Genomic DNA, 24,647 nt, shown 5'->3' with positions numbered 1-24,647 from the left:
GATGCGCCGCGCCTGCGGCATCCCGGTCAAGTCCGTTCACAGGATATGTTCGGCGCATGGCAGCGTATCGGTTAGACTTGCCGCCTTTCTCTGTATCAAGAAGCCCGTTCATGGCCCAGCCGTCCACGACCTACAAGTTTGAACTCAATCTCACCGATCTCGACCGTAATGTGTACGAAAGCGTAAAGCAGACCATTGCGCGTCACCCTTCGGAAACGGAAGAGCGCATGACCGTGCGCCTTCTGGCGTATGCCCTGTGGTACAACGAACAGCTGTCATTTGGCCGTGGTCTCTCAGATGTTGACGAACCCGCGCTCTGGGAAAAAAGTCTGGATGACCGTGTTCTTCACTGGATCGAAGTGGGCCAGCCCGATGCCGACCGCCTAACCTGGTGTTCGCGTCGTACGGAACGCACCAGCCTGCTGGCCTATGGCAGTTTGCGTGTTTGGGAAGGCAAGGTCATTCCGGCCATCAAAAACCTGAAAAACGTCAATATCGCTGCGGTACCGCAAGAGATTCTTGAGGTATTGGCCAAAGACATGCCCCGCGTTATCAAGTGGGACGTGATGATCAGTGAAGGCACGATTTTCGTGACCGATGATCGCGGTCAGCACGAAGTGCAATTGCAGTGGCTGCAAGGCGACCGCGGTTAAGTAAACGCCCCTTTATTCCTTCAACGAGAAACGCCCACCGCTTATGCGTATTGAACCCCGTCCACTGCCTGAAACCCTGCCTTTTTTGGGCGAAATGCCGACTTTACTGACGCGTCTATACGCGGCACGGGGTGTGCAGTCGCAAGCTGAACTGGACAAGAGCCTGGCGCGGTTGATCCCGTACCAGCAGCTCAAGGGCATCGACGCCGCGGTGGACTTGCTGGTGGTTGCACTTGAGCAGCGCCAGCGCATTCTTATCGTCGGCGACTTTGACGCCGATGGTGCGACGGCCAGTACGGTAGGCATGCTTGGCTTGCGGTTGCTGGGCGCAGCCCATGTCGATTATCTGGTGCCCAACCGGTTTGAATACGGTTATGGCTTAACGCCAGAAATCGTTGAGGTGGCGCTGACTCGCAAGCCGCAGTTATTGATCACGGTGGACAACGGCATTTCCAGTGTCGAAGGCGTAGCGGCGGCGAAAAAAGCCGGTCTGAGTGTCTTGGTCACCGACCACCACTTGCCGGGTAATGAATTGCCGGCGGCGGATGCCATCGTCAATCCCAACCAGCCGGGTTGCGAGTTTGCGAGCAAGGCGCTGGCCGGGGTCGGGGTGATTTTCTATGTCCTGATTGCCTTGCGTGCACGTTTGAACAGCCTGGGTTGGTATCAAAACAGCAAGGCCCCCAACATTGCCGAGTTGCTTGATCTGGTCGCCTTGGGCAGCGTGGCTGACGTGGTGCCGCTGGATGCCAATAACCGCATTCTGGTGCATCAAGGGCTTGAGCGGATTCGCGCCGGCCGTGCGCGGCCGGGATTAAAAGCCATTCTGGAAGTGGCCAAGCGCGATCATTCGCGCATCACCTCCACAGACCTTGGCTTTATTCTGGGCCCACGGCTCAATGCCGCTGGTCGGCTCGATGACATGAGTTTAGGCATTGAATGCCTGCTCACGGATGACGCGAATGCCGCGCGAGAAATGGCCGTACAACTGGATGAAATGAACCAGGATCGCAAGTCCATCGAGCAAGGCATGCAGCGTGAAGCGCTGGCCCAGCTCAAGGAACTGCCTGTCGACAGCATGCCATTTGGTTTATGCCTGTTTGATCCCGAATGGCACCAAGGGGTGATCGGTATTCTGGCTTCACGCCTTAAAGAGCGCTATTTCCGTCCGACATTTGCGTTTGCCGATGCAGGAGACGGTTTGCTTAAAGGCTCGGGGCGTTCGGTGCCGGGGTTTCACATTCGTGATGCGTTGAGCGTGGTCGCAGCACAACATCCTGACTTGATCGCCAAATATGGTGGCCATGCCATGGCGGCGGGGTTGACCTTGCCAGCGGCGAACTTTGAGGTTTTCTCCCAGGCATTTGACGAAGAAGTGCGCCGTCAGCTGAACCAGGAAGACCTCACAGGCCGCTTGCTTTCTGATGGCAGCCTGGCCGTCGAGGAGTTTCATCTTGAACTGGCGCGTGCCCTGCGTAATGCCGGGCCTTGGGGCCAGCACTTTCCAGAACCGCTGTTTCATGGTGTGTTCCAGCTCGTAGAGCAACGCATCGTAGGTGAGCGGCATTTGAAAGTCGTTCTCAAAACTGAATGTGGCAGCGTAAAGCTGGACGGTATCGCCTTCGGTATTGACCGCGAAGTGTGGCCCAACCCGACCATCCGCTGGGTAGAACTGGCGTACAAGCTCGATCTCAATGAGTTTCGCGGCAACGAAACCGTGCAACTGATGATTGCCCACATTGAACCCCGCTGAATAAACCTCTCTGTCGATCCTGTAATCGCAGCCTCGTCCGCGACTACAGGTCGATGCTCAGGCGGGTTACTGGCAGTTTCTCCTCGTCTTGGGGCACCCGCCCGCCAGCCCTCTTAATTTGAACCCTGCCTCTTTCAGTGTTGTCGACTAGGCTTCTAGGTAATGCTTGATGCCTGGAGCCTGCCAACTGCAATGAGAGGTGACCCATGAGTCTGCTGCTCGAACCCTATACCCTGCGCCAACTGACCCTTATTAACCGTATTGCCGTTTCACCCATGTGCCAGTATTCCAGCGTTGATGGGCTGGCCAATGATTGGCATCTGGTTCACCTCGGCAGCCGTGCAGTGGGGGGCGCGGGACTGATTTTTACCGAAGCGACCGCTGTCACCCCGGACGGGCGTATCACAGCCCAAGACCTGGGGTTATGGCATGACGATCAAATCGAACCGTTGCAGCGCATCACCCGTTTTATCCGGGCTCAAGGTGCTGTAGCGGGTATTCAGCTAGCCCATGCCGGGCGCAAGGCCAGCACTTATCGCCCCTGGCTGGGCAAGCATGGCAGCGTCAAGGAGGAGGAGGGCGGTTGGGTGCCTGTAGGCCCTTCCCCTATTGCTTTCGACCCTCGCCATACGGTGCCCACGCAGTTGGACGAATCTCAGATCAATGATCTCGTACAGGCCTTTGCCGACGCTGCCAAGCGGGCGCTTGAGGCCGGGTTTTCAGTGGTCGAGGTGCACGCGGCTCACGGCTATCTGTTGCATCAATTCCTCTCGCCCCTGAGTAATCAAAGGCTCGATCAATACGGCGGTTCCTTTGAAAACCGCATTCGTCTGGTGCTGCAAGTCACCGAGGCCGTGCGTGAAGTGTGGCCCGAAGAACTGCCCGTGTTCGTGCGGGTTTCGGCAACCGACTGGGTAGAGGACGGTTGGAACCCTGACGAAACCGTCGAGCTGGCGCGACGCCTCAAAGGCCTTGGGGTTGACCTGATCGATGTCTCTTCGGGCGGTACGGCGGCCAATGCCGAGATTCCTGTCGGGCCTGGCTATCAAACCCGATTCGCCGAACGCGTGCGTAAAGAGTCAGGCATTGCGACGGGGACCGTCGGCATGATCACCGAGCCTGCACAGGCCGAGCACATTCTGCGCACCGGTCAGGCCGATTTGATTTTGCTGGCACGCGAACTGTTACGTGACCCGTATTGGCCTTTGCACGCAGATGATGACCTTGCGGGACGACAGGCCATTTGGCCGGCCCAGTATCAACGTGCGACCCATCGCGATCAGCCGATTCATGAGTCTGATTTGCGAGATTGAAACAACGTGTTGTTCCCTTCACCCCCTCAAGCAAGAGGTTTCTCATGAACACCATTGGATTGCTCGAACAGTTACTCAAGTCCGGTCAGCAAATGATGCAGGACAAGACCGGCGCTCAAGGCAGCGCGGCAGGTTCTGCGGGTACAGGAGGCCTGGGGGGGCTGGGTGGTTTAGGCGATTTGCTGGGCGGTGCGGGTGGAACCGACCGTTCAGCAGGCGCTGGAGGTTTGGGCGGTTTACTCTCGGGCGCCGGGGGCGGCGCGATGGTTGCCAGCGTTCTGGGCATGTTGCTGGGTCGCAAGGGGGGCAGTGGTCAGGCATTGACCTATGGCGGGTTGGCGGCTTTGGGTTCGCTGGCTTACAAGGCCTATACCAACTGGCAAGCCAATCAGGCTGCGGCCCCTCAGGCCGAGCCGCAAACCCTTGACCGCCTGACGTCACCGCAACAAGTTGAGGAGCACACGCTGGGTATTCTCAAAGCCATGATCGCGGCCGCCAAGGCGGATGGTCAAATCGATGAACGGGAGGATCAGTTAATTAATGAGCGGGTGAAGAATCAGAGTGGCAGCTTCGCCATCAAGCAGTGGCTGGATCAGGAGTTGCAATCGCCACTGGATGCGGCAAGCGTGGCAGCTTATGCGACGGACATGGGCATGGCGGTCGAAATGTACCTTGCCAGTGTGCTGGTCGCTGATGAAGAAAACTACAAGGAACGTAAGTATCTGGACGAGTTGGCTACGCACTTGAAGCTCAATTCAGACTTGAAGCTCGCGCTTGAGAAAGAGGTCAGACAATCTGCCGCCGTTTAAGGCAGTACCTGTAGTCGCTGAAGAGGATCGAGGCTACGATCGGCCCATGTGATCTGCTTTTGATTTGGCTTTTGATCTGGCTTTTGATCTGGTTTTTGATCTTGATCTGCCGCCCCTTCGGGAGGCCGAATGGAGGTTTCGCGGAGTGGGTCGACCGGCATGGATGCCGGGAGAGCTGCGATCGGGCCATGGATGGCCCGTCGCAGCGTGCCCACGGAGCGGGACCGGAGTGAGGGACACCTGAGCGAAGCGAGGGCCGTACGCGGGGGCGGAAGCGTTTTGGTTACTTTGTCATGGTCCGACACTCGGCTTTTGCAAAGTGACACGCCGTAAGGGCGGAACCATTACGTCAGCTAGACGCGAATAATGGATATGTACTCAAAGCTTTAAATTGGCCAGCGTACATATCCATTGGGTGTATTGAACCTTTCTACGGGTTCCGCCCTTACGGCCAGCGCTTTCAAGGTCTTGGTTTAAGCTGTTTATCTGCCTTAGCTGCCTTGAGCACCCGCTCTGTGGATACATGAGCCCGCGCCGCTTGACCTTCCAGCCATTCCTTTGGTTTGGCGACCTTGGGGCCACGTGGGCTTTTTGCTATTTGTTTGGGTTTGAGTAGCCTCGCCAACGCCAGCAGGCGTTCTGCAAGGCCTTGAGAGGTCTTTTCAATCGGGAATTTTTCTGATGGCACAGCGATCAACATGCCCTCGTAACCAGCACGAACCTGCACCGCCAAATGGAAAATTGAGGCCTCCCATCCTTCTGGTTGTGCGTCTCGATGTGCCTGTTCAACGCTACGTTTGAGAACAGATAAGACGTTGTAGGCCAGGACTGCCGAAGCAAAACCCAGCAAAGCTGCCTTGGGATTTCCAAGGCTCGATATCTCACTATCCAGTACCGACTCCAAGCGCTGGAACATGCCTTCGATAGTCCAGCGACGTCGGTACAAATCAGCGATCTGCTGGGCACTGACCGTGTCGGGTAAATTGCTCCAAAACCACATTATTGAATCGCCGGATTCGGTAGTTGTTTGGAGTCTCAGCTCAATGCGGCGCCAGCGGCGACCGCTTTTGACTTCAATGACTTGCTCACGCACCGCACCACTTTCGATTGAGCCACATGTTTGCCAGGCACCTTGCTCAACCATTGTTGGGTGTTTGCTGGGCTCGCGGACGATGAATGAAGCTCCTCTATCCTCACAAGCCTGTAAAACAGGCAGCGTGCAATAAAGTCGATCAGCCAGCCATAACTGCCCAGCACATGCACTTCTCAACAGGGGTAGAACGCCGACACGCTCACTAGCATAGGCGTCTTCACAAGGCTGAAGGTCAACGACCAGGTCAAGATCAGGGTCATAGACCACAACCGAAAACCCTGGACGAGCAGCACCTCGCTCACGACGCAAAGGGCCTAAACGTTTCTCGGTGGAAGGTAAGTGATTGCCGTCAACAATGCGTAATTGCCAGCCGGGAAAAACCGGCGAGCAGCCCAGCGTTTCTACAGTAGGGGCCAAGCGTTCTGCACTACCACTGACTAATGCCCGAAGGAGCTCAGGCTCGGTTCGACTGATCTTGTCGTAGAGCGCTGCAATGGTGACCGGAAGATCCTCCATTTGACGTGCAGCAGCATGTAAAGAAGGCCTTAAGCCCAATGAAACAAGGGACATGAGCTCAACAATAGTGGAAAAAAGCAGCTCACGTGGGTACTGACGTTGTCGGTGCTCCGCGAATACCTTGTCGACCCACTCGGCCGGTACGGCTTGTTCCAACACAAGCTTGGTCATCACGCTGGCGGGCGTCTTTTTTTCAAACCTATCGAGAACCGCATCCCACATAGTTTCTTCATCCTGACAGAAGTTGTTGAGGGATTTTAAACCAAGACCTTGAAAGCGCTGGCCCTTACGGCGGCTCACTTTTGTCAAACAGCCGAGTGTCGGACCACCACAAAAATAAGCAAAAAGTCCTTGCCCTACCATACGGCCGAGCTCGCCTAGGCTCGCCCGGTGCCAGAACGAAGGCACTGTTATGGGGGCCCGCCGCGACGGGCCATCCTTGGCCCGATCGCGGCGGGCTCGGCGTCCTGCCTCGCCACCCCCATAACAGCACCTGCGTTCAGCCTCCTGTGAGGGGCATTCGCGTCGACCCAAAAATCGCGTGGCTACAGCAAAGACAAAGACAAAGGCAAAGGCAAAGGCAAAGGCAACTCCTCACGTTGAGTGGCTGCGCGCTTGATTCCAGCCCTCGTTTCTCGTCAGCGTCTACAAGGAGGAAATTACATGTAGGTTTTTTTGCCGAACGCTGTGAGATTGGTCTCAGAGTTCGTGCGAATCATAGAGTACCCTCGGCTATACTCCCCTTCATTTGAATGGCCTCCGAGGATTGACTGTGAAGAACTGGACGTTGCGCCAACGCATTTTGGCGAGCTTTGCGGTGATCATTGCCATCATGTTGTTGATGGTTGTGGCGTCTTACTCACGCTTGTTGTCAATCCAGACCAGCGCAGAAACGGTACGCACCGATTCGATCCCCGGGGTCTACTACAGTTCGATGGTCCGCAGTGCCTGGGTGGACAGTTTTGTTCTCACCCTGCAATTGGTCGGTTCGTCCAATCAGCGTGATCTCACCAGTGAAGATCGAAAGCTTTACGCCAGTTATGAAGAACGTCTGAATCGCGAGCTGGAAAACTACCGAGGCACCATCTTCGATAATCAGGATCGGGCCGAGTTCAATGAATTTGAGCGGCTTCACCAAGTGTATGGCAAAACCTTGGCTCAAGTACTCCAGTTGTACGAAAACAAGGAGTTTGCCCAGGCCGAGACCCTTGTCAGCGAACAGTTGGCACCCGTATGGGCGAGTGGCCGCAAACAGCTCAACACACTGATTGACAGCAATCGGTCTTCGGCCACCACCGCGAGCGAAAACATCTCCCAAGCCGTGACTGCCGCGAAAGTCAGTATGCTGATTTCGTTGGCAATCGCTGTTCTGGCGGCCGCGCTGTGCGGCTTCCTGTTGTTGCAAGCCATCATGTCGCCCATGAAACGCATCGTGGCCATTCTTGAAGTCATGCGCTCCGGAGATTTGAGTTCGCGTTTGAACCTGGAGCGTAAAGACGAATTTGGCGCCGTAGAAACCGGCTTCAATGACATGATGACCGAACTGACTGCCTTGGTATCGCAAGCCCAGCGCTCCTCGGTACAGGTCACGACGTCAGTCACCGAAATCGCGGCCACCTCCAAGCAGCAACAAGCCACCGCGACCGAAACGGCCGCCACCACCACTGAAATTGGCGCCACCTCACGGGAAATTGCCGCCACGTCCCGCGACCTGGTCCGCACCATGACCGAAGTCACCTCAGCCGCCGATCAAGCTTCAATTTTGGCGGGCTCCGGGCAACAAGGCCTGGCCCGTATGGAAGAAACCATGCATTCGGTCATGGGGGCTGCTGATCTGGTCAACGCCAAGCTGGCGATTCTTAATGAGAAGGCCGGCAACATCAATCAGGTGGTGGTGACCATTGTCAAAGTGGCGGATCAGACCAACCTGCTGTCGCTCAACGCCGCTATCGAAGCGGAAAAAGCGGGTGAATACGGTCGTGGTTTCGCAGTGGTAGCGACCGAAGTTCGACGCTTGGCCGATCAGACCGCCGTGGCGACGTACGACATTGAACAAATGGTGCGTGAAATCCAGTCTGCCGTTTCTGCGGGCGTCATGGGCATGGACAAGTTTTCTGAAGAAGTACGCCGTGGCATGTTCGAAGTGACGCAGGTCGGCGAGCAATTGTCGCAAATCATCCACCAGGTTCAGGCCTTGGCTCCGCGCGTGTTGATGGTCAATGAAGGCATGCAGGCCCAGGCTACCGGTGCTGAGCAGATCAATCTGGCCTTGGTGCAATTAGGCGATGCCAGCAGCCAGACCGTCGAGTCCTTGCGTCAGGCCAGCTTTGCGATCGACGAACTCAGTCAGGTCGCGGTGGGACTGCGCAGCGGCGTTTCGCGATTCAAAGTCTGATGAGCGAACCTCTTGCTAAACGCGCAGCCGGGGCCGCGGTAAAAACACGTCTCTTTCTGGTGTTTTACATCGGCGACGAACGTTTTGCCTTACCCGCCACTGATGTAGTGGAAGTGCTGCCGCGTTTGCCGCTCAAACCGGTTGCTCACACGCCAGTCTGGGTGGCCGGGGTTTTTTCGCATCGTGGGCAAATGGTGCCGGTGATTGATATAAGTGCCATGACCTTCGGTCAGGCCTCGGTGGCCCGAACCAGCACCCGGTTGGTGCTGGTCAATTATCGGGGGCAGGTGCTCGGGCTGATGCTCGAACAGGCCAGCGATACAGTGCGCTGTGATCCGGCAGAGTTTCAGCCTTATGGCGTGGATAACCATGACGCGCCCTATCTGGGCCCTGTGCGCAAAGATCATCAAGGCCTGTTGCAATGGCTCAGTGTGGATGACTTGCTGAGTCCGGCCGAGTCTGCGTTGTTATTTGCCATCGGCCCCGATGATGTCGGCGCGCAGGTGCCCGCATGAGTAGCGATCAACGATTTTTCGATTACCTGAAAAGGCGCATTGGCCTGGACGTGGCATCCGTTGGCCCGGCCATTATCGAACGCGCCGTGCGCCAGCGTTGCACAGCGCTGAAAGTCGCCGATAACGACCTTTACTGGCAGCATTTGATCAGTTCTGAAGACGAGCAGCAGGCACTGATCGAATCCGTAATCGTGCCGGAAACATGGTTTTTTCGTTACCCGGAATCGTTTGCCACACTGGGCCGACTGGCCAAAAAACGTCTGGCCGAAATGAGCAGCCCTCGCACCCTGCGTATTTTGAGTTTGCCGTGCTCGACGGGCGAAGAGCCGTATTCAATTGTCATGGCGTTGTTTGATGCCGGGTTATCTGCCCACCAGTTCAGTGTTCAGGCGCTGGATGTCAGCCCTCACTCCGTGCAGAAGGCGCAGCGTGCGCGGTACGGCAAAAATTCATTTCGAGGCCAACTGACTGATTTTCGCGAGCGCTATTTCAGCGCCGACGAGGACGGTTACGTCGTGTCTGACCGCGTGCGTGATCAAGTCAGTTTTAACGTGGGTAACTTGCTGGATCCGGCGATTTTGGCCAGTCATGTTCCCTATGACTTTGTGTTCTGCCGCAATCTGCTGATTTATTTTGACCTCAAGACCCAGCAGCAGGCACTGGACGTGCTCAAGCGTCTGACCCGCGATGACGGTGTTTTATTTATTGGCCCGGCAGAAGGCAGTTTGTTGAGCCGTCTGGGAATGCGTTCAATCGGCGCGCCACAGTCGTTTGCTTTTTCTCACAACCCGCAGCCCGAGCCCGCACCCGCACCGTATCTAGTGGCGGCCAAGCCCAAACCCGCTGTGCGCTCAACATCGCCTCTGGCTGCTGTGGCCCCTCGGCCCTTTATTTCGCCTTCCCAAGCCCCTGCCGAACACGCCCCGCGCGCCAAGCCCCACGAGCTGAAATCAGAGCTGGAGCATATCGCCACCTTGGCCAACGAAGGCAAAAGCACGGAGGCGCGCTTGGCCTGTGAGCAATTATTGAAACATCACGGCCCTCACGCGCAGGCATTTTACTGGCTGGGCTTGCTCAGTGACGTCGACGGGCAGGCGGCTCAAGCGCAAACTTATTACCGCAAGGCGTTGTATCTGGAACCCCAGCATTCAGAGGCGTTGGCGCACCTTGCCGCCTTATTGGAATCGCGCGGTGATGTCGCCGGGGCCAAGCGTCTGCAAGAGCGTGCTGTGCGTAGTCGGCTATCTGATCAGAGTGAGGGTAAGCAATGAGCGCTCTATCAGCCCAGAGTTTGATCCACACCGAAGCACTCGCCATTGATGACTGCTGGAACCGCATCGGTATCTATGGCGACAAATCTTGCCCGGTACTGCCCGAACATATTCATTGCCGAAACTGTTCTGTCTACTCGGCTGCCGCGACGCGTTTACTGGATCGCTATTCTTTTGAGCAAGAGCATGTCGAGCAGTACGCCACGCGAGTCGATGAGCGCAAGGTGGCGACGCGATCACTGATGATCTTTCGCCTGGGCGACGAGTGGCTAGGGCTGGCCACACGCTGTCTGGATGAGGTGGCGCCGATGCAACCCATTCATTCACTGCCGCACCAGCGTTCGCGTGCCCTGCAGGGGGTCGCCAACGTGCGGGGAGCGTTGGTGCCGTGCTTGTCGCTGATTGAACTGTTGGGCCTGGACCCTACGCTAGCGGGCCCGACATCGTTACGGGTGATGCCGCGAATGCTGATTCTGGCCGCCCACGGCGGGCCTGTGGTGGTGCCGGTGGATGAGGTGGATGGCATCCATAACATTGAAGAACGCGTGCTCAACGCCGCATCCGCGTCGGGCGAACACGTCAGCGCAAAATACACCCGTGGGGTGTTGCAGTGGAAAACCCGCAGCCTGCGCTGGCTGGATGAAGAGCAACTGCTTGGCGCCATTACCCGGAGCCTGACATGACCCCCGAGCAAATGCGCGATGCCTCGTTGCTTGAACTGTTCAGCCTTGAGGCCGAGGCGCAGACTCAAGTGCTCAGTGCTGGGTTGCTGGCGCTTGAGCGTAACCCGACGCAGGCTGACCAACTGGAAGCCTGCATGCGTGCCGCGCACTCGCTCAAGGGGGCTGCGCGTATCGTCGGTGTCGATGCTGGCGTCAGCGTTTCTCATGTGATGGAAGATTGCCTGGTCAGCGCCCAGGAAGGCCGTTTGTACCTGCAGCCGGAACATATCGATGCCTTGTTGCAGGGCACTGACCTACTAATGCGCATTGCCACGCCCGGCAGTGCCAACGCCGGTCCGCAGGATGTTGACGCCTATGTCGCGCTCATGAACCGGCTGCTGGACCCCAATTCGATCTCGGCACCGGTTACGCCACCTGAGTTCGATGTATCGCAACTCTTGCTGCCACCAACACCGGACGCGCCTGCGGTCGTAGCTTACGAGCCGCCGCAGCAGCCAGAGCCCGCACCCGCCCCGCGCTCCCAACGCCTGACCGAAAGCGGCGAACGCGTTCTACGCGTCACCGCGCAACGGCTTAACAGCCTGCTCGATTTGTCCAGCAAATCATTGGTCGAAACCCAGCGGCTGAAAACCTGGCTGTTCAATTTGCAGCGTATCAAGCGCATGCAAGGCAACAGCCTGCGAGCGCTGGACATGCTCAATGAACAGCTCAAGTCGGTGGGTCTGAGCCATGAAGCCGAAGAGGCCTTGATCGAAGCGCGGCGGATACTGGCAGATTCACAGCAGCTGTTCAGTGAGCAGATCGCCGAACTGGACGAATTTAGCTGGCAGGCTGGCCAGCGTGCGCAATTGCTCTACGACACCGCTTTGGCGTGTCGCATGCGACCCTTCGCCGATGTGCTGGTCGGGCAGGAGCGCATGGTTCGTGATCTGGGCCGTGCCTTGGGCAAGCAAATTCGCCTGGAAATAGAAGGCGAGAAAACCCAGGTTGATCGCGATGTACTGGAAAAACTCGAAGCGCCTTTGACCCATCTACTGCGCAATGCCGCTGACCACGGCATCGAAACACCTGAGCAGCGCCTGTTGGCCGGTAAACCCGCAGAAGGTGTGATTCGCCTGCGCATTTCACATCAAGCGGGATTGTTGGTGCTGGACCTGAGTGATGACGGGGCGGGTGTCGACCTTGACCGTTTACGCAGCGCTATTGTCGCGCGCCAATTGTCGACCGCTGAAACCGTGGCGCAGTTGAGCGAAGAAGAATTGCTCAGCTTTCTGTTTTTACCGGGGTTTAGCCTGCGCGACACCGTCACCGAGGTCTCGGGGCGAGGTGTCGGGCTGGATGCTGTCCAGCACATGGTGCGCTTGCTTCGGGGGGCCATCGTGCTGGAGCAGACCTCGTCGCAGGGCAGCCGTTTTCATCTGGAAGTACCGCTGACGTTGTCGGTGGTGCGCAGCCTGGTGGTTGAGGTGGCGGATGAAGCCTATGCCTTCCCGTTGGCGCATATCGAGCGCATGTGTGAGCTGCAATCGGATGACATCGTCCAGCTCGAAGGGCGTCAACACTTTTGGTATGAAGGCCGGCACGTAGGGCTGGTCGCTGCCAGTCAATTGCTCCAGCGTCCACCGGCTCAAGGCGATGACGAAACCCTCAAAGTCGTGGTCATTCGCGAGCGCGATGCGGTCTACGGTGTGGCGGTCGACCGGTTTATCGGTGAGCGCACCCTGGTGGTATTGCCTCTCGATCATCGTCTGGGCAAGGTGCAGGATATTTCGGCCGGAGCCTTGCTCGACGATGGCTCTGCTGTACTGATCGTGGATGTCGAAGACATGCTGCGTTCGGTGGACAAGTTACTCAACACGGGGCGTCTGGAACGCATCGATCGACGTCATCGACAGGCTGCCGAGTTGACGCGCAAGCGCATTCTGGTCGTGGACGACTCGCTGACCGTTCGCGAATTGCAGCGCAAGCTATTGATCAATCGCGGTTATGACGTGGCGGTGGCGGTGGACGGCATGGACGGTTGGAACGCGTTGCGCGCCGAACACTTTGATTTGTTGATTACAGACATCGACATGCCGCGTATGGACGGCATCGAATTGGTCACGTTGTTGCGCCGTGATAATCGTCTGCAATCCATGCCAGTCATGGTGGTTTCTTATAAAGATCGTGAAGAAGACCGTCGGCGAGGCCTGGACGCAGGCGCCGACTATTATCTAGCCAAAGCCAGTTTCCATGACGATGCCCTGCTCGATGCAGTGGTTGAACTCATTGGAGGAGCCCAGACATGAGAATCGCCATCGTCAACGACGTGCCCATGGCCGTTGAAGCGTTACGCCGGGCGGTGGCCTTTGAGCCGGCACATGACGTTGTTTGGGTCGCCAGCAATGGGGCGGAGGCTGTTCGGCTGTGTGCTGAAAACACTCCGGATTTGATCTTGATGGACCTGATCATGCCCATCATGGACGGGGTAGAGGCCACGCGCCGGATCATGGCCGAAAGCCCATGTGCGATTGTGATTGTGACCATTGACCGGCAACAGAATGTGCATCGAGTCTTCGAAGCCATGGGCTTTGGTGCGCTGGATGTGGTCGACACACCGGTGTTGGGCGGGAGCAATCCTAAAGAAGCGGCTGCACCCTTGCTGCGCAAAATTCTCAACATTGGCTGGCTGATAGGCCAAAGTGAAAAACGGGTCAAAACGGTGTCGGCGCACCCTCGTGTGCTGGACGCTTGCGGACGGTTAGTTGCCATTGGCTCGTCTGCCGGCGGCCCGGCGGCGCTCGAAAGCTTGCTTAAAGGGTTACCCAAAGACTTTAACGCCGCCATCGTGCTGGTTCAGCATGTCGATCAGGTTTTTGCTGCCGGCATGGCTGAATGGCTAGGCTCGTCGTGCGGCCTCGATGTTCGTTTGGCCCGCGATGGTGAAGCGCCGCAACAGGGAGTTGTATTGCTGGCCGGTACCAACCACCACATCCGCTTATTGAAGAACGGGACGCTGGCGTACACCGCAGAACCGGTTAACGAAATTTATCGACCCTCGATCGATGTTTTTTTTGAAAGTGTTGCCCAGTATTGGAACGGTAACGCGGTTGGCGTGTTATTGACCGGCATGGGGCGCGACGGCGCACAAGGTCTCAAGCTGATGCGCGAGCAGGGTTTCCTCACGATCGCTCAAGATCAGCAAAGCAGCTCTGTGTATGGCATGCCCAAAGCAGCGGCAGCCATTGATGCTGCGGTAGAAATTCGCCCTTTGGGCAACATTGCGTCACGCCTGCAGGAGGTATTCGGCAAATGACTGACAAAACTCGGCAGGACTGGCTGGAGACTAGTAATTCAGGTGAGCGCATGAGCGATTTACAGTTGGACGACACTAAAACTGACGAAAATTCCGCCATGGTGTTGCTGGTAGACGATCAAGCGATGATCGGTGAAGCCGTGCGTCGTGGGCTGGCACTTGAGCAAAATATCGATTTTCACTTCTGCTCTGACCCTCACCAAGCTATCGCACAAGCGATCCGGATAAAGCCAACCGTTATCTTGCAGGATCTGGTAATGCCGGGCCTGGACGGGCTGACCCTGGTGCGTGAATACCGCAACCACCCGGCCACGCAGAACATTCCGATTATCGTGCTCTCAACCAAGGAAGATCCGCTGATCAAAAGTGCTGCGTTTGCGGCAGGCGCCAATGATTACTTGGTGAAACTGCCCGACAACATCGAATTAGTCGCGCGTATTCGCTATCACTCTCGCTCTTATACGACCTTGTTGCAGCGTGATGCGGCTTATCGCGCACTGCGCGTCAGCCAGCAACAACTGCTGGACACTAATCTGGTTCTGCAACGATTGATGAACTCTGATGGCTTGACCGGGCTGTCCAATCGTCGACATTTTGATGAGTACCTGGAGCTGGAGTGGCGCCGCGCCATGCGCGAGCAAACGCAGATGTCGTTATTGATGATTGATGTGGATTACTTCAAGTCATTCAACGACACGTTTGGTCATCTGGAGGGCGATGAGGCGCTGCGAAAAGTTGCGTCAGCGATCCGTGAAGCCAGTTGTCGCCCTTCGGACCTGCCGGCCCGTTATGGCGGGGAAGAGTTTGCCCTCGTACTGCCCAACACCTCTCAGGGCGGCGCTCGCTTGGTTGCTGAAAAACTGCGTCAGGCAGTAGAAGCGTTGAAAATCCAGCATATCTCCCCGACTGAAGGCTGCTACCTGACTATCAGCATTGGCTTGTCGACCGTGACCCCGCAGCAGGGAAGCAGTTGTCGTGAGCTGATTTCGGCCGCAGACAAGGGCCTGTACCTGGCCAAGAAAAACGGGCGCAACCGGGTAGGGCTTGAGTAACGACGCAAAACCACACGGTTGGCAGGTACTGTCGAAGCTCGAAGGCTGCGATCTTTTGGGTTTTAAAAGCAAAAAATCTCAGCCTCTGGCAGCGCCTGCGAGGTCGCCTCTTTAAACAGGCGACGCCCTATCCAGCATCGAATCCACTACCGCACGGGCCATTTCGACCGAGTGCACCATCGACCAGATCAATCCGCGCTCCACACCACTGCCCAGCTCTGAGATTTCATCACTGGTCTGTTCTGCGCATAACAGCAACAGCGACACATGCATCAAGGCGTCGTGAGCACTGATCCCGGCACGCAGGCTGAACATGGGTTGTAAGGTCGAATCCACAGGGCCAAAGGCGCGATGACTAGTGTTGGGCAGGGTTGAATCGAGTTGGGGGGAAGAGGCGTTAAGGGCTGTGAGGATGCGTTGTTGAGTGATTTGGAGTGCTTCGGTGGTAGGGAGCTGAGAGTCTGGCCTTTTCATAATTTGTCACTTTTCCTTTAGCAAATTTAGAAAAGCTGCTTTATCCACTTCCACATGGATAGGTGGCAGCTGTGCGCAGGTGTGGAAGACCGGGCTAAAGAACCGGCGCACCCGAAGATGCCCTACGCACAACCGCCATAACTCGAACTCGATAAACCAAGTTCAATCAGGTTAATGCGCCTTTAACACCGGACTTCCACATCCGTCCGTTGAAGATTCAACGAAGGGCGCAGACTAAACCCCGATTTTGCCAAGGCGCAAGCGACTCACGAGCGGGGGCAATCTTCTAGGAAGTGTCCTGCATTGGGAAGTGGAAATTGCTGACGGAATGCGTCAAAAAGCTATCGTCACGCAGCTGAACGTAGCCTCGCAACGCTCGGTAAATGCTACGGGTTCAGCGTGCACTGCACCTCTTCAGGTTCAGGCTTGCTCGCGATCTTTTGAGCTTCACCGCACCGGATAGGAACACCAATCAAATCAACACCCGTCCCCCCGCCAAGCGGGCTGCTGATAAGCAACGTTTACGGTATACTCCCCGGCTTTGTAAAAATCGCCTACGAGTGCCGCCAGTCATGGAAATCAACCCGATCCTTAACAGCATCAAGGACCTGTCAGAGCGCTCCGAAACTATTCGGGGGTATCTTTGACTACGATCAAAAGCATGAGCGTCTGACCGAAGTCAATCGCGAGCTTGAAGATCCGAGTGTCTGGAACAACCCTTCTTATGCCCAGGAACTGGGGCGCGAGCGCTCCTTGCTGGCGCAAATCGTTGAAACCCTCGATGAGATGCACACCGGTCTGGCCGACGCCAAAGACCTGTTGCTGATGGCCGCCGAGGAAGAAGATCAGGCCGCTGTGGATGACGTTGCCGCTGAGGTAGAACGTCTGCGCGAAGCCCTTGAAAAACTCGAATTCCGCCGCATGTTTAGCGGTGAAATGGATGCCAACAACGCTTACCTGGACATCCAGGCAGGTTCCGGTGGCACCGAAGCGCAAGACTGGGCCAATATCCTGTTGCGGATGTATTTGCGCTGGGCCGACAAGCGCGGCTTCGATGCCACCATCATGGAATTGTCCGCCGGTGAAGTCGCCGGTATCAAAGGTGCAACTGTCCATATCAAAGGCGAATACGCGTTTGGTTGGTTGCGCACCGAAATTGGCGTCCATCGTCTGGTTCGTAAAAGCCCGTACGACTCGGGTAACCGTCGTCACACCTCGTTCTCGGCCGTGTTTGTTTCGCCGGAAATCGACGACAACATCGAAATCGACATCAACCCGTCTGACCTGCGGATCGACACCTATCGCTCCTCCGGTGCAGGTGGTCAGCACGTAAACACCACTGACTCGGCCGTGCGTATTACCCACGTTCCGACCAACACCGTGGTGAGCTGCCAGAACGAACGTTCGCAGCATGCAAACAAAGACACCGCCATGAAAATGTTGCGTGCACGTCTTTATGAGCAAGAAGTGCAGAAGCGCAATGCGGCTTCTCAAGCACTGGAAGACACCAAAAGTGATATCGGCTGGGGGCATCAGATCCGCTCTTATGTTCTCGACGCCTCGCGCATCAAAGATTTGCGTACCAATATTGAGCGCAGCGATTGCGACAAGGTTCTCGATGGCGACATCGACGAGTACCTGGTAGCCAGCCTGAAACAAGGGCTGTAAGTCGCGCAACACCTTCAAGTGCGCAGCTGACGCGATGCCCACAGGGCGCGCTGAAGCCCGCTTCCCCCTGCCGCAAGGCGGGGGCAACAGAACTGTGACGGAATTTTTAAAGCTATGAGCGACCAACAACTCGATCCGCAAGACCTGCAACAGGAAGAAAACACCCTGATCGCCCTGCGCAAGGAAAAACTTGCAGCTCAGCGCGCCAAGGGCAATGCCTTCCCGAACGACTTCCGCCGTGAAAACTACTGCGCTGACTTGCAGAAGCAGTACGCCGAAGCGACCAAGGAAGAGCTGGCAGAAGCCGCGATCCCGGTCAAGGTTGCTGGTCGCATCATGCTTAACCGTGGCTCGTTCATGGTGATTCAAGACATGACCGGCCGCATTCAGGTCTATGTCAACCGCAAGACCCTGCCGGAAGAAACCCTGGCCGAAGTCAAAACCTGGGACCTGGGCGACATCATCGCCGCTGAAGGGACCTTGGCCCGCTCCGGTAAAGGCGACCTGTACGTTGAAATGACCAGCGTGCGCCTGCTGACCAAGTCGCTGCGTCCGCTGCCGGACAAGCACCACGGTCTGACCGACACCGAGCAACGCTATCGTCAGCGTTACGTTGACCTGATCGTTAACGAAGACGTGCGTCACACCTTCCGTGTGCGCTCGCAAGTCATTGCCCACATCCGCAGCTTCCTGATGGCACGCGACTTCCTGGAAGTTGAAACGCCGATGCTGCAAACCATTCCGGGCGGCGCGGCAGCCAAGCCTTTCGAAACCCATCACAATGCCCTTGATATGGACATGTACCTGCGCATTGCGCCGGAACTGTTCCTCAAGCGTCTGGTTGTCGGTGGTTTCGAGAAAGTGTTCGAGATCAACCGTAACTTCCGTAACGAAGGCGTTTCGACTCGTCACAACCCAGAATTCACCATGTTGGAGTTCTATCAGGCTTACGCCGATTACGAAGACAACATGGACCTGACCGAAGAGTTGTTCCGCGAACTGGCGCAACTGGTTCTGGGCACAACCGACGTGCCGTACGGCGACAAGGTGTTCCACTTCGGCGAACCGTTCGTGCGTCTGTCAGTGTTCGACTCGATCCTCAAGTACAACCCTGAGCTGACCGCTGACGACCTGAACGACATCGACAAGGCTCGCGCCATTGCCAAGAAAGCCGGCGCCAAGGTGCTGGGCTTTGAAGGTCTGGGCAAGCTGCAGGTGATGATTTTCGAAGAACTGGTCGAGCACAAGCTGGAGCAGCCGCACTTCATTACTCAGTATCCGTTTGAAGTGTCGCCGCTGGCCCGTCGTAACGACGAGAACCCGAACGTGACCGATCGCTTTGAGCTGTTCATTGGTGGCCGTGAAATTGCCAACGCGTACTCCGAGTTGAACGACGCAGAAGACCAGGCTGAGCGTTTCATGGCTCAGGTTGCGGACAAGGACGCCGGTGACGACGAAGCCATGCACTACGACGCTGATTTTGTACGTGCTCTGGAATACGGCATGCCACCGACCGCCGGTGAAGGCATTGGTATCGACCGTCTGGTCATGTTGCTGACCAATTCCCCCTCGATTCGTGACGTAATCCTGTTTCCGCACATGCGTGCGCAGGCGTAACATTGCCCTATCAAGAAGCCGCCGTTAAAGGCGGCTTTTTATTGTCTGTTTGACGGTAGCTGCGGGATGACTTTCAACCTTAAAAGGAATTTATCGTGAACCTTGTCAGGTCTTCAGAAGGTGCGGTCGATGTCGCGGTGGCCGTGGCCGAAAGTGTTCAATACCAAGGCCGCAAGGCCAGCCGCCAGGGCAGTGAGCAGCGCCGCCAACTGATTCTCGATGCAGCCATGAGAATTGTGGTGCGTGACGGGGTGCGTGGTGTACGGCACCGGGCGGTCGCCGCAGAAGCCGGGGTGCCATTATCGGCAACGACTTACTACTTCAAAGACATTGACGACCTGCTCAACGACACGTTCGCTCAGTACGTGGAGCGCAGCGCAGCCTTCATGGCCAAACTGTGGGAAAGCACAGAAGGCAAATTGCGCGAACTGGTGGCCAAGGGTAATGGCAGTGCGCAATCACGCGCTGCGCTGGCCGATGAAATTGCCTTGATGGTTGCAGAGTACCTCCAGCATCAATTAATCACCCGCCGTGATTATTTATTGGCAGAGCAAGCCTTCCATCAGGCGGCGTTAATCAACCCGAGATTGGCCACGCTGGTGCGTTCGCACCAGCAAATTTTCCTGCAGGGCACCGGCCAGATATTTGAGGTGCTAGGCTCCACGCAACCTCAGCAGGATGCCAAAGTGTTGACGGCGATTATCGGACGGATGGAGTATCAGGCGCTACTGGATGGCGCGCAGCTCGAGGCGGATGATGACCGGCTGGCTATTCTCACGCGCTACATGCACTTGGTGTTGGCCGCTCTATAGAAGGAAGCAGGCATGAAAGTTTGGCGCGTAATGCTCATGGCATTGTCGTTTTTAATGTTGAACGGTTGCCTGGTGACCTTTAGTCAGGCGCCGTTGATTGCACAGCCGGCGCCAAAGCAGCTGTTGGGTAAGTGGGTCAGCAAGGATGCCTGGGGCCAGGCGCGTAATCTTGAGATCAGTGCCGTCGACAAAACGCACTATCAGGCGGTTGCGTATCCCAAGGGTGAGCCCAAAGTCCGCGAACGTTATCCGTTTATCGTCGCTCGCCACGGCAGTCGTTGGTATGCCTCGGCAGCGCTGCCGGCAAAACTGGGGGGGCATTACACGTTGAGCGGTTTTGAACTGACCGATAACGGTGAGCTGGTGATTTACGATCTGGACCTTGATCAAATCAAGCAGGCCATCGGTCAGTCGGTATTGAGTGGCGAGCCGGTCGAAACCGCCGAAGGCGCCGGGACTGTAATCCAAAGCCCCTCAGCCGAAGTGTTTGCCTACCTGGACGACCCGGCCAACTCTGACGTCTTTGTCGAAGCGGCCCGCTATAAGCGCGTGGCCAAGTAAGCCATTTATTGAAGGAGCTGCGGGTGGACGACTACCAGCGCACGATACGCACACTGTCAGACCGTATTGTGCTGGCACAAACCCCTATCCGTGTTCTGGATGCGGTGAAGTGGGATGACAGCATCCGTCAGGGCTTTCTCAAGTCCAAGGGCAAGGAGATGCCGGCCGTCACGCGCGAGTATTACCAAGGGCGGCCACTGTCGTTTGATTCTGCGGCGGTTAAATCCGAATTTCAGAACATCGAACGAGACATCACTCGCCAGCTGGGTCAGTTCAACCCGGTCGGGCAGATTATGCGACGTATGTGCAAAGAGTACCGAATGGTGGTGCGCATGCTCGAAGCGCGAGGCACTGAAGACTTCGGGCTGATTTCCCAGGAGTTGTATGGCGCCGCATCCGACGCCTTTCATGCCGGAGACCCGACGCTGGCTGATTTGGGGCTGATGATGTCGGATTACCTGGACAACATTGACGGGCATGGTGCACTCAAGGACGAAGCTAAAACCTTGACCGCCAAAGATGCCGTGAACATGCTGCAAACCCGTTTGAACAAAGTGTTTGGCGAGGCCGAAGAAACCATTCGCGTGTTTGAATCGGATGGCATCGTCGCGGACGCTGCGGCGGGTGCGGACTACATTAAAATTCGCAGTGATGCGATGTTCAACGAGCGTGACGTTCGAGCGCTGGAAGTGCACGAAGGGCTGGTGCACGTGGGCACCACGTTAAACGGGCAAAATCAGCCCATCTGTACCTTTTTATCCAAGGGGCCACCGTCGTCCACGGTCACTCAGGAAGGCTTGGCGATCCTCATGGAAGTCATCACCTTTGCCTCGTACCCCAGCCGTCTTCGCAAATTAACTAACCGCACGCGTGCCATTCATATGGTGGAGGAGGGCGCGGATTTTATGCAGGTGTACCAGTTCTTCCGCGAGCAAGGCTTCGAGATGTCGCAAAGCTATGGCAATGCGAGTCGAGTTTTTCGTGGATCGGTGCCAAATGGCCTGCCATTCACCAAAGACTTGTCCTACCTCAAAGGCTTCATCATGGTTTACAACTACATTCAGTTGGCCGTGCGCAAAGGCAAACTGGAGCAAGTGCCGCTGTTGTTCTGCGGCAAGACCACACTGGAAGACATGCGAACCTTGCGCCAATTGGTCGATGAGGGGCTGGTGGTTGCGCCCAAGTATTTGCCGGATCAGTTCCGCGACATGAACGCGCTTTCGGCCTGGATGTGTTTCTCCAACTTCCTCAACCACCTGAGCCTGGATCGTATCGAGGCGGACTATTCCAACATTCTTTAAGGCTTGCTTGCTTCGTTTCGTAGCAGCTGCCGAAGGCTGCGTCCGATTGCGCAGCGATCGTAAACCCTCAGGTTGTGGTCAACCTGAAGCTGCGCGCCGCTTGATTTCACGACGACTCCGTCGCCGGACGCCGCCTGCGGCAGCTGCTACGGGGTATGCCATCCTCACGCGAGTATTCAATTGATGAAAACCTTGGCTGCACTCTGCCTGCTGTTAGCCCTCAGCGGATGCAGCTCACTGCTGTTTTATCCTGAGCCTGGCCAGCCGATCACGCCTGCTGCGGCCGGTCTGGACTATCGCGAGGTCACGCTGACTGCCGCTGATGGCACGCGCCTGAGCGGTTGGTGGCTACCGGCCAAAAAAGGCGTGCCCCTTAAAGGCACCGTGCTGCACTTGCATGGCAATGGCGGCAATCTGGCCTATCACCTGGGCGCTACCGCCTGGTTACCCGAGCAAGGCTACCAAGTGTTGATGCTTGATTATCGCGGTTACGGCTTGTCCGAAGGCTCGCCCACGTTGCCAGCGGTGTATCAGGACATCGATGCCGCTTTCAAATGGTTGCAGCAACAGCCTCAAGCTCAAGGTCAGCCGTTGATCGTGCTGGGGCAAAGTTTGGGCGGGGCAATGGGCCTGCATTACTTGAGCCAGCATCCTGAACAGCGCCAGCGTATTAAAGCGATGATCCTCGATGGGGTGCCGGCCAGTTACCGCGAAGTAGGGCAGTTCGCCTTGAGCACGTCGTGGTTGACCTGGCCCCTGCAAGTGCCGTTGTCGTGGTGGGTGCCGGATGCCGACAGCGCGGTGTATGCGATACCGCAAGTCACGGGTGTGCCCATGCTGATCTTCCACAGTCTGGATGACCCGATCGTACCGCTCTCCAATGGTCTGCAACTGTATAAGGCGGCGCCGCCCCCCAAAGTGCTGCAGCTGACCCGCGGCGGTCATGTACAGACGTTTGCCGACCCCATCTGGCGTCAGGTGATGCTGCGCTATCTGGATGACCCGCAGCATTTCGATGGCGTACGTCGACTGGGAGAAATCCCCAATTACCCAGCTCCCCTGAATTCCAATAAAGCGATCCAGCCAGAGAGTCCGCAATGAGTGAAGAGCGTAACGCTATTCCCCTGATCATCACCGGTATATGCAGCATCATCGGCACGGTTGGTTGCCTGTGGTATTACGGCTACCTGCACTTCGCCAAGCCCGAAGACGCGTTGTTGCTCAGTGATTACACCATGCTCAAAACCATTCCTGGCGAAGACTACAAAGTGTCGCTGACCCCGGCCAAGGAAGTGGCGCAATGCATTGACGGGGTTATCGTGCTGTTTGATACCGAGCAAAAAGGCCTGACGGGGGTGTTGGTGAACAACAAGAAACAGGCGGTTCGCTGTGTGGGTCAGGAAACCCCTAAACAGTCTCAATAAAAGCAGGGGAGCATTAAGCTCCCCCTGTTTTTTATCGTTTTGCTGCCGCTGCCCACAGGACCTCGCTGGAGGCCTGCCCGGGAGCCCAGTCTTCGGTATATGAAGTATGGGACTGCAAGCAACGCCAGTTAGTGCCTTTGTGGCTTACCAAATCTGCAGTTTGATAAAGGGTATTAAGTTTCCAGGCAGGGTTATCCTCGCCGCCTCCCTGATCTGCCTCTGTTTTGACGCTGATCACATTACTGGGAACCGACCATTGGGCTCGTTGGTCAAGAGCGGCTACGAAATAGCGATATTCGCTTTCCGGCGTCAAGCCTGCATCTTCATAGGACGTTTGAGTACCACTCACCCGGCTCACTTCTCGTCCATCGCGAAAGATGATGTAGTGCGTAACAGGTGAGGGGCCATTGGACACTCCCCACATCAGGCTCACGCTGTTAGCCGTTTGTTTCATACTGTGCAAGCTTTTCGGCGCAGTAGGTGGCCCATCTTGCCCCCCTTCACCCAACGTAAGAACGTTGATAGCTCGACTTGGAGCAGAAATATTATTGAGTTCGTCAATAGCACTGATGAAATAGGTATAAGACGTATCCGGGGCAACACTGTTGTCAGTCCAGTCAAGCAGTGGAGCATCAATATCAATTGTCGTGACGCCATTGCGCGTTATGCGGTAAGTAGCAATCGGGGTTGTACCCGTTGAGGCACTCCACGTTAATGCGACGTGCTTGTCAGTAACATCGCTGGCGGTGAAGTCGGCAGGCGTAGTCGGGCGCTCCCCCCCACCTTCATCAGCGATGAAGTCGAGGTCCAGTATGTGGTAGAACGCATTTCCAGTGTTTGCCACTTCCCATACAGCCAGCAAAACATGGTAGCCCTCACGCAGTGGCAGAGGCACTTCATGGGTGGTGGGCGACGAAGGCATCATCGCATCCCCATGCTCCCAATAAGGTTTAAGGTTGATCTGGACGGTATAAAAGGGTTCAGGTTCAAATTGATCCCGGGCCAATACCTGTTGAGGGTCCCACCCTGGTTTTGTGATGAAGTAATTCCAACGACGTGTGGTATGGGCCGCCGAAAAATTCCAGGAAATATCCAGCACCTCCCCCCCACGAACTTCATGTTTTTGCCAATGAGTACCGGCTTTATCCAGAAACTCTCCGTTGCCCTGGTTGGCACTGGCAATCTTTCCATCAGGGGGCGGCGCCAGGTTAACAATGTCTGAAGGGGCATAGGCATCCTGTAACTTTTCGACCCTGGCTGGAAAAAATTTACCGGATTCGCGCTGATTTAATTGCCCTGTTTCCAGGTCGCCTGCTTCCCACGCAAAATACGCACGTGATGCGGGCGAAAAAACGTGACCGTGGCGCAGCTGTTTGCCTCGGCTAATTACATTTTTGGCTCGAACTTTTAACATGGTAGGCCTCAGGTGTAAAAGAGAGTGA

At 56.3% G+C, this 24,647-nt stretch carries 21 protein-coding genes; 18 read left to right on the top strand and 3 right to left on the bottom strand.

Going from position 1 to position 24,647, the window contains the following annotated elements; genetic code table 11:
* Nucleotides 1–110: 110 nt before the first annotated feature.
* The 4 genes from FJD38_RS11015 to FJD38_RS11000 all read left to right on the top strand — a co-directional run bounded on the left by FJD38_RS11015 (nucleotide 111) and on the right by FJD38_RS11000 (nucleotide 4,528).
* Nucleotides 111–653 (top strand): YaeQ family protein, encoded by a 543-nt coding sequence (locus tag FJD38_RS11015; RefSeq protein WP_122782471.1) that lies wholly within the window; start codon nucleotides 111–113, stop codon nucleotides 651–653.
* Between the two features lie 43 nt (nucleotides 654–696).
* Nucleotides 697–2,406, top strand: coding sequence for a single-stranded-DNA-specific exonuclease RecJ (gene recJ / locus FJD38_RS11010; protein ID WP_122782470.1), 1,710 nt, complete (start codon nucleotides 697–699; stop codon nucleotides 2,404–2,406).
* 206 nt (nucleotides 2,407–2,612) lie between these two features.
* Nucleotides 2,613–3,719 (top strand): NADH:flavin oxidoreductase/NADH oxidase, encoded by a 1,107-nt coding sequence (locus FJD38_RS11005; RefSeq protein WP_146385331.1) that lies wholly within the window; start codon nucleotides 2,613–2,615, stop codon nucleotides 3,717–3,719.
* A gap of 44 nt (nucleotides 3,720–3,763) precedes the next feature.
* Complete coding sequence (locus FJD38_RS11000; protein WP_146385329.1) at nucleotides 3,764–4,528, top strand: tellurite resistance TerB family protein; 765 nt, start codon at nucleotides 3,764–3,766, stop codon at nucleotides 4,526–4,528.
* Nucleotides 4,529–4,988: 460 nt separating this feature from the next.
* Here FJD38_RS11000 and FJD38_RS10995 read toward each other — a convergent pair whose 3' ends face one another.
* Nucleotides 4,989–6,308: an IS4 family transposase gene (locus FJD38_RS10995; RefSeq protein WP_146385530.1), complete on the bottom strand. Its 1,320-nt coding sequence runs from the start codon at nucleotides 6,306–6,308 to the stop codon at nucleotides 4,989–4,991.
* Nucleotides 6,309–6,909: 601 nt separating this feature from the next.
* On the opposite strand from FJD38_RS10995, the gene FJD38_RS10990 reads away from it, so the two are divergent.
* Genes FJD38_RS10990 through FJD38_RS10960 form a run of 7 tightly spaced genes read left to right on the top strand, consistent with a single transcriptional unit; the run spans nucleotide 6,910 to nucleotide 15,348 of the window.
* Complete coding sequence (locus tag FJD38_RS10990; protein WP_146385327.1) at nucleotides 6,910–8,532, top strand: methyl-accepting chemotaxis protein; 1,623 nt, start codon at nucleotides 6,910–6,912, stop codon at nucleotides 8,530–8,532.
* Nucleotides 8,532–9,047: a chemotaxis protein CheW gene (locus FJD38_RS10985; protein WP_122782466.1), complete on the top strand. Its 516-nt coding sequence runs from the start codon at nucleotides 8,532–8,534 to the stop codon at nucleotides 9,045–9,047. The genes FJD38_RS10990 and FJD38_RS10985 overlap by 1 nt, the downstream gene beginning before the upstream one ends.
* On the top strand, nucleotides 9,044–10,318 hold the full coding sequence (locus FJD38_RS10980; RefSeq protein WP_146385325.1) for a CheR family methyltransferase: 1,275 nt from the start codon (nucleotides 9,044–9,046) through the stop codon (nucleotides 10,316–10,318). The genes FJD38_RS10985 and FJD38_RS10980 overlap by 4 nt, the downstream gene beginning before the upstream one ends.
* Nucleotides 10,315–11,001 (top strand): chemotaxis protein CheW, encoded by a 687-nt coding sequence (locus FJD38_RS10975; RefSeq protein ID WP_122782464.1) that lies wholly within the window; start codon nucleotides 10,315–10,317, stop codon nucleotides 10,999–11,001. The genes FJD38_RS10980 and FJD38_RS10975 overlap by 4 nt, the downstream gene beginning before the upstream one ends.
* A complete protein-coding gene (locus FJD38_RS10970) occupies nucleotides 10,998–13,289 on the top strand; it encodes a hybrid sensor histidine kinase/response regulator (protein WP_146385323.1) in 2,292 nt (763 codons plus the stop codon). Before FJD38_RS10975 ends, FJD38_RS10970 begins: the two co-directional genes overlap by 4 nt.
* A complete protein-coding gene (gene cheB / locus FJD38_RS10965; RefSeq protein WP_122782462.1) occupies nucleotides 13,286–14,296 on the top strand; it encodes a chemotaxis response regulator protein-glutamate methylesterase in 1,011 nt (336 codons plus the stop codon). The genes FJD38_RS10970 and cheB overlap by 4 nt, the downstream gene beginning before the upstream one ends.
* A gap of 50 nt (nucleotides 14,297–14,346) precedes the next feature.
* Entirely contained in the window at nucleotides 14,347–15,348 is a 1,002-nt protein-coding gene (locus FJD38_RS10960) for a response regulator (RefSeq protein ID WP_122782532.1), read from the top strand.
* Nucleotides 15,349–15,459: 111 nt separating this feature from the next.
* Here the strand turns inward: FJD38_RS10960 and FJD38_RS10955 are convergent, their stop codons facing one another.
* Nucleotides 15,460–15,822 carry a DUF3077 domain-containing protein gene (locus FJD38_RS10955; protein ID WP_146385321.1) on the bottom strand — a complete coding sequence of 121 codons (363 nt, stop codon included), beginning with the start codon at nucleotides 15,820–15,822 and terminating at the stop codon, nucleotides 15,460–15,462.
* 572 nt (nucleotides 15,823–16,394) lie between these two features.
* On the opposite strand from FJD38_RS10955, the gene prfB reads away from it, so the two are divergent.
* From prfB to FJD38_RS10920, 7 genes are all read left to right on the top strand, one after another.
* Nucleotides 16,395–17,490 (top strand): peptide chain release factor 2 gene (gene prfB, locus FJD38_RS10950; protein ID WP_122782459.1). Its coding sequence is split into 2 segments (ribosomal slippage): nucleotides 16,395–16,466 and nucleotides 16,468–17,490, totalling 1,095 coding nucleotides; the frame shifts between segments, so codons are not numbered across the junction.
* Nucleotides 17,491–17,604: 114 nt separating this feature from the next.
* The gene (gene lysS, locus FJD38_RS10945; RefSeq protein ID WP_146385319.1) at nucleotides 17,605–19,107 is read left to right on the top strand and encodes a lysine--tRNA ligase; all 1,503 of its coding nucleotides are present in this window, start codon (nucleotides 17,605–17,607) and stop codon (nucleotides 19,105–19,107) included.
* A gap of 95 nt (nucleotides 19,108–19,202) precedes the next feature.
* Entirely contained in the window at nucleotides 19,203–19,919 is a 717-nt protein-coding gene (locus FJD38_RS10940; protein WP_146385317.1) for a TetR/AcrR family transcriptional regulator, read from the top strand.
* Nucleotides 19,920–19,931: 12 nt separating this feature from the next.
* Complete coding sequence (locus tag FJD38_RS10935; protein WP_122782456.1) at nucleotides 19,932–20,480, top strand: hypothetical protein; 549 nt, start codon at nucleotides 19,932–19,934, stop codon at nucleotides 20,478–20,480.
* Between the two features lie 23 nt (nucleotides 20,481–20,503).
* Complete coding sequence (locus FJD38_RS10930; protein WP_122782455.1) at nucleotides 20,504–21,781, top strand: flavohemoglobin expression-modulating QEGLA motif protein; 1,278 nt, start codon at nucleotides 20,504–20,506, stop codon at nucleotides 21,779–21,781.
* Between the two features lie 183 nt (nucleotides 21,782–21,964).
* A complete protein-coding gene (locus tag FJD38_RS10925; protein ID WP_146385314.1) occupies nucleotides 21,965–22,882 on the top strand; it encodes an alpha/beta hydrolase in 918 nt (305 codons plus the stop codon).
* Nucleotides 22,879–23,205 carry a PA3694 family proteiin gene (locus FJD38_RS10920; protein ID WP_122782453.1) on the top strand — a complete coding sequence of 109 codons (327 nt, stop codon included), beginning with the start codon at nucleotides 22,879–22,881 and terminating at the stop codon, nucleotides 23,203–23,205. The genes FJD38_RS10925 and FJD38_RS10920 overlap by 4 nt, the downstream gene beginning before the upstream one ends.
* A 31-nt stretch (nucleotides 23,206–23,236) precedes the next feature.
* Here FJD38_RS10920 and FJD38_RS10915 read toward each other — a convergent pair whose 3' ends face one another.
* On the bottom strand, nucleotides 23,237–24,619 hold the full coding sequence (locus FJD38_RS10915) for a lytic polysaccharide monooxygenase (RefSeq protein WP_146385313.1): 1,383 nt from the start codon (nucleotides 24,617–24,619) through the stop codon (nucleotides 23,237–23,239).
* Between the last annotated feature and the right edge of the window lie 28 nt (nucleotides 24,620–24,647).

It is taken from the genome of Pseudomonas saxonica, from assembly GCF_007858365.1.
Taxonomy (GTDB): domain Bacteria; phylum Pseudomonadota; class Gammaproteobacteria; order Pseudomonadales; family Pseudomonadaceae; genus Aquipseudomonas; species Aquipseudomonas saxonica.
Note: the sequence above shows the minus strand (reverse complement) of the source record. Positions and strands in the feature narration are given on the sequence as shown.